We start from the raw sequence: 5,503 nt of genomic DNA on the forward strand, positions 1-5,503 counted from the left end.
ACTGCGCACATGATCTCGATTGGACTTTTTGCGCCGTTCCTTTTTCTTTTTTCGGGCAGCAAGCATCTGTCCTTCCGTCAACACAGCGGTTTTGAGAGAAGGATATTCCATACCGGCAGACAAGCTGCCCTCTAAAATACTGACGCCGCCCTGCCGCGGCAGGCGATCCGTCACCCGTGCATCGATGCCGTGTTCCTGCAAAATGTCCTTCATCGTTGTACGGCGCATATCGCCGGAACATAGGACAATAACCCGATAGTTTCTGTCCTGATACGCCCGAATATCCGAAGCCGCCGCTTCTGTGTTGCCGGAATACGGCGACAGCTGCTTGGCGGTGATTTCTGTGACCTGTTTCGGCGGACATTCCGGCATAGAGCTTAAAAATGTCTCCAAATACAGCACGCTGTTTGCTTCCAATCGCTGCATGACTTCTTCCAAGCTGTGCTGATAAATGGCATGTTTGCCAAAAATCTGTCCGCGCTCCAGCAGTGCCTCGACATCTTCTTTCATGCGCAGCGTGAACACGCGGGCAGCCTCGCGCACGGCGCGGAAATCATCGAAACAGACCAGCGCCTCTTCCGGAATGTACTCGACGGCGGAGGTCAATCGGGGATAAATCAGCGGCAGATACTTATCTGCTGCCGGAAAAATGCCATCGTTATTGAGGCGTTCTATATCGCGGCGCAAATTGCGATCCAGATCCGGGTGCTTATTGGTGCGCGAGAGCACGATACCGGTCAGCTTGTTCACCAGACCCTTGATGCCATCCGGCGCAAGCGTCGGCAGAACCTCCATATTCGGCACGCACAGCAGCTTTTCCAATGAGCGCGTGCGCCGCTGGGAACCGATGTCAAAATAAGACATGGTGTCCACTTCCGTATCAAAAAATTCAATGCGCACCGGATAATCCTCGCCCGGCACAAAAATATCCAGAATACCGCCGCGGACAGAGAATTGACCCTCGCCTTCTACCTGCATACACCGCCGGTATCCAGCCAAAATCAGCTTCTGTGTCAGCTCATCAATGGTATATTCTCCGTTAAAATCAATGGAAAACATGGCTTCCTGCATTTTTTCCGGCGGCATCGTCGCCATCAGCAGCGCAGGAATCGTGGTAACAATAGTCTTTTTTCCGAGCCGTAAATCGCGCAGAGCAGAAATACGCTTGTGTTCATACTCGCGGGAGGACGATTCGATATTGTGAAATACAAATTCACGTGCCGGAAGAATCTCTACCGGACGCTCCGAAAAGGCTTCCAAGTCACGCGCCATGCGGCTGCACGCCAAATCATCCGCGCAGATAACAACCGCCTGTTTGTGCAGCTGTCCTGCCAGAGCTGCCGCCAAATTGGCTTTGTGAATCGGTGCGAGTCCCGTCACCTCAACCGGTGATTTGCCCGCCTTCAGCCCTTCTGCAATGCTGTCATATTCTGTTAAGTCAGCAATCAGCTGTGTGATACGTTCCATAGGGAAAATAACTCCTTATTCCGGTTTTGGATAATACATGCCGAAAAGGCCGCATACAGACGTATGCGGCTTATTTCGATGAAATTTTAGTGAGAAAGTAAGAACTGCTTCCTTACTTCTTCTTCGGGATATAGTCGTCCGGGTTCAGGCCCTTGCGGGTGTAGTAATCGGTCAGAGCTGCCTGAATCGCCTCTTCAGCCAGAACAGAGCAGTGCATCTTTACCGGCGGCAGACCGTCCAGAGCCTCTGCCACTGCCTTATTGGTCAGCTTGAGTGCTTCTTCAATGGTCTTGCCCTTTACCATCTCGGTTGCCATCGAGCTGGTAGCAACAGCTGCGCCGCAGCCGAAGGTCTTGAACTTGATGTCCTCGATGACGCCCTCATCGTTGATCTTCATATACATCTTCATGATGTCGCCGCACTTGGCATTGCCTACTTCGCCGACAGCATTGGCATCTTCAATCACGCCGACATTGCGCGGATTGGCAAAATGATCCATTACCTTTTCGCTGTAATCCATAGTGATAAACTCCTTTTATTGCAATACAATTCCTAAATATAGTTCTTACTTGTTGTCAAACATCTGCAGCATCGGCTGACCGTTAATCATCTCATCCCATACCGGAGACATGTCGCGCAGAGTCTTGACAACATAGGTGATCTTCTCAATCAAGTAATCGACATCCTCCTCGGTGTTCTGCTCACTCAGCGTAACGCGCAGAGAACCGTGTGCGATTTCGTGCGGCAGACCGATAGCCATCAGAACATGAGACGGATCGAGAGAACCGGTCGAGCAAGCGGAGCCGGTCGAGCAAGCGATGCCTGCCAGATCCAGACGCAGAACCAGAGACTCGCCCTCGATGCACTCAATGACAAAGCTTGCGGTGCCCGGCAGACGGTTTACCGGATCGCCAGTCAGATGGGTGTACGGAATCTTGAGCACGCCTTCAATCAGACGGTCGCGCAGACCCTTGACATATGCCATGTTCTTTTCCAGATTCTCATCGGCATAGCGAACGGCTTCGCCGAGACCTACGATACCGGCAACATTTTCGGTGCCGCTGCGCAGGCCGCGCTCCTGTCCGCCGCCATGAATCAGCGGCTCCAGCTTAATGCCCTTGCGGCAGTACAGCGCGCCGGTTCCCTTCGGTGCGTGCAGCTTATGACCGGACAGAGACAGCATATCAATGCCCATAGCCTTTACGTCGATGCGCATATGGCCGACAGCCTGTACGGCATCGGTGTGGAACAGGACACCGTGCTTGTGGCAGATGTCGGAAATTGCCTTCAGATCCTGAATGGTGCCGATTTCGTTGTTTGCTGCCATAATAGATACCAGAGCGGTGTCCTCTGTGATAGCATTTTCCAGCTCATCCAGCTTGATATGACCCTGCTCATCTACGCCGACAAAGGTCACATCATAGCCGATCTTCTGCATAAACTCGCAGGTGTACAGAACAGCGTGGTGCTCGATGGTGCTGGTGATAATATGACGCTTATTCTTCGGCAGCTTGCCAGAGAAGAACAGACCCTTGATTGCCAGGTTATCTGCTTCAGAACCGCCGGAAGTAAAGTAAATCTCGTTCGGGTCACAGTTAAAGAACTTTGCCAGATGGCCGCGTGCTTCATCCATCGCCTTTTTCTCATCACGACCCAGCTTGTACAGGCTGGACGGGTTGCCATAGCCCGTGGTCAGGTACGGCAGCATCGCGTTATATACGTTCTTGGAAATTGGTGTGGTAGCCGCGTTATCCGAATAAACAACACGTTCCATATTTCATATCCTCCTAAAGATATAGGTTTTTATTCTCAATGCAGGCAGTGTCTGCCTGTGATAACTAATATACACGAAATTGGTGTTTATTTCAATACCCCAGTAAAATAATCGGAAATTTTCCCATAATTTTTTACCTGCTTTGCAACACAACAGGTTTATTTTACTATTTCCAGATTTAGAATACAATATCAATTCTCCATTAAATCGCAAGAAAAATTCGAGCGCGTTTGACAGAAGCCCTGCCCCGTGATACACTGATGGCACGAAATCCAATGCTATGTATGGTCATGAAAAGGACAGATTGCTATGAATCACGCTGACTATCACGAACAAAAACTGCGCGCTGCGATCCATCGCCGCACAGACGCAGAGCCGGGTTCTGTCAACAACCGCATTCCGCCGGAGTTTGTCTCTTGCAGCGAGGACGGCACGCGCTGCCGCGTGCGCTATCGTCTCAAGCCGGAAATGCGCAACCCGATGGGCTGGCTGCACGGCGGTGTGACCAGTGCCATGATGGACATGAGCATGGGTCTGCTCGTCTATTATAACGCCGATTTTCATCTGTGCCCCACCGCTTCGATGACCGTCAATTATCTGCGTCCGGGACGCATCGGCGGCAGCCTTGTCGTTGATTCCGAGATCACGTTCCGCGGCCGCAAAATCTTCCACGCCAGTGCCCGCGCTTGGATGGAGGACACGCCGGACAAGCTCGTGTGCACCGCCACAGCCAGCTATATGGTCACACCGAAGGCGGACGCCGCGCACGAGGAGAACAAACGACTGCGCGAGCAGGCAGCGAAAACCGGTGTTTCCCCTGCGCGCTGAAAAAAATTTCTGTTCTAGCGGTTTTTTCTCATTTTATTCACACAATGTACACATAACTACAGTATACTAAGCATGTAGTCAAGAGTGACTATATAAAAGATTTTTCTTTTATCTCTCTTTTTTACCCCCCTTTAAGTTTTGTACAGGAAAAGCCGGATGCCCCCAACATCCGGCTTTTCTCTTTTTTTATTTTATCAGAATACAAATAGTTATATTTTCACTGTAATTATACAAATAAAAATCACCAGTATGAAACCTGGTGATTTTTTTACTCTTACGCACAGACCAAACTTGTCTCTCCCTCTGGGAGAGATGTCGCGCAGCGACAGAGAGGGCTTTAGGCTCCCTCTTTGAGGGAGCTGTCATTTGCAACGCAAATGACTGAGGGAGTAACCAGTTCGCCCTGACGAATTAGAGCAACTCTGATACGAACTTGTTTGTGTGCTGCTCCTTCCGTCACGGCTTACGCCGCGCCACCTTCCTCAAGGAGGAAGGCTTTAGCCCTCTCAGTCATTTGCTTCGCAAATGCCAGCTCTCCCAGAGGGAGAGCCAAGAAGCCGGTGCGAACTTACTCCTCTTGTCGTGCCAGCATGGTCTGATACAGCTGATTTTTGCGGGCACCGGTTTGTTTTGCCGCCTGCTTGACGGCATCGCGCAGGGTCAGACCAGCTGCTGTCAATTCCTCCGTCAGCGCGATGGCCTGTTCCATCTGATCCGCCGCCCGCTGTTCCGGATGGTCAGATGCGCCCTCAATGACAAGGACGAACTCACCGCGCGGGTCGGTCTCCTGATAATATGCTGCCGCTTCCGGCAGGGTCATTCGCAGGCATTCTTCATGCAGCTTGGTCAACTCGCGGGAAATGCTCACGCGGCGGTCTCCCAGCTGCTGTGCCAGCTCCTGCATCGTTGCACGCAAGCGGTGCGGTGCTTCATAGACAATACAGGTTCGGGTCTCCTGCTTGAGCACGGCGAGCCGTTCTTTTCTCTGCTTGCTGTTTGTCGGCAAAAAGCCCTCAAAGCACCATTTTCCGGACGGCAAGCCGCTCTGTGCCAAGGCACTGACTGCGGCGCAGGCACCCGGCACCGGAATGACAGAGATTCCCGCCTCATGGCACAAATTTGCCAAATCTTCGCCCGGGTCACTGATTGCCGGCATACCGGCGTCTGTGACTAACGCACAGGTCTCACCGGCCAAAATACGCGCAACCAGCTCCGGTCCGCGCTGTTTTTTGTTGTGTTCATGATAGCTGACCAGCGGTTTGCTGATCTCCAAATAATGCAGCAGCTTGCCGCTGACACGGGTATCTTCCGCCGCGACAAAATCCACTTCACCGAGAATCCGAACCGCACGATACGTGAGATCCTCCAGGTTTCCAATCGGTGTTGCCACCAAATAAAGCGTTCCTGCCATTAAAATTCCTCCCTGTGATAGAT

General features: G+C 51.8%; 4 protein-coding genes and 1 pseudogene. 1 reads left to right on the forward strand and 4 read right to left on the reverse strand.

The window, feature by feature from the left end:
- The 3 genes and pseudogenes from ACR0P9_RS06960 to nifS all read right to left on the reverse strand — a co-directional run.
- A pseudogene (locus tag ACR0P9_RS06960) lies at positions 1 to 1,467 on the reverse strand (transcription-repair coupling factor); the annotation flags it as partial.
- Positions 1,468 to 1,579: 112 nt separating this feature from the next.
- Positions 1,580 to 1,987: a Fe-S cluster assembly scaffold protein NifU gene (gene nifU / locus ACR0P9_RS06965; protein ID WP_432618628.1), complete on the reverse strand. Its 408-nt coding sequence runs from the start codon at positions 1,985 to 1,987 to the stop codon at positions 1,580 to 1,582.
- A 45-nt stretch (positions 1,988 to 2,032) separates the two neighbouring features.
- Positions 2,033 to 3,241 carry a cysteine desulfurase NifS gene (gene nifS / locus ACR0P9_RS06970; protein ID WP_432618630.1) on the reverse strand — a complete coding sequence of 403 codons (1,209 nt, stop codon included), beginning with the start codon at positions 3,239 to 3,241 and terminating at the stop codon, positions 2,033 to 2,035.
- 309 nt (positions 3,242 to 3,550) lie between these two features.
- On the opposite strand from nifS, the gene ACR0P9_RS06975 reads away from it, so the two are divergent.
- Positions 3,551 to 4,069: a PaaI family thioesterase gene (locus ACR0P9_RS06975; protein ID WP_432618632.1), complete on the forward strand. Its 519-nt coding sequence runs from the start codon at positions 3,551 to 3,553 to the stop codon at positions 4,067 to 4,069.
- Positions 4,070 to 4,637: 568 nt separating this feature from the next.
- On the opposite strand, the gene rsmI is transcribed toward ACR0P9_RS06975, so the two are convergent.
- A complete protein-coding gene (rsmI, locus tag ACR0P9_RS06980; RefSeq protein WP_432618634.1) occupies positions 4,638 to 5,480 on the reverse strand; it encodes a 16S rRNA (cytidine(1402)-2'-O)-methyltransferase in 843 nt (280 codons plus the stop codon).
- Positions 5,481 to 5,503: the final 23 nt, after the last annotated feature.

The organism is Butyricicoccus sp. (genome assembly GCF_050872565.1).
In the GTDB taxonomy this organism is placed as follows: Bacteria; Bacillota; Clostridia; order Oscillospirales; family Butyricicoccaceae; genus Butyricicoccus_A.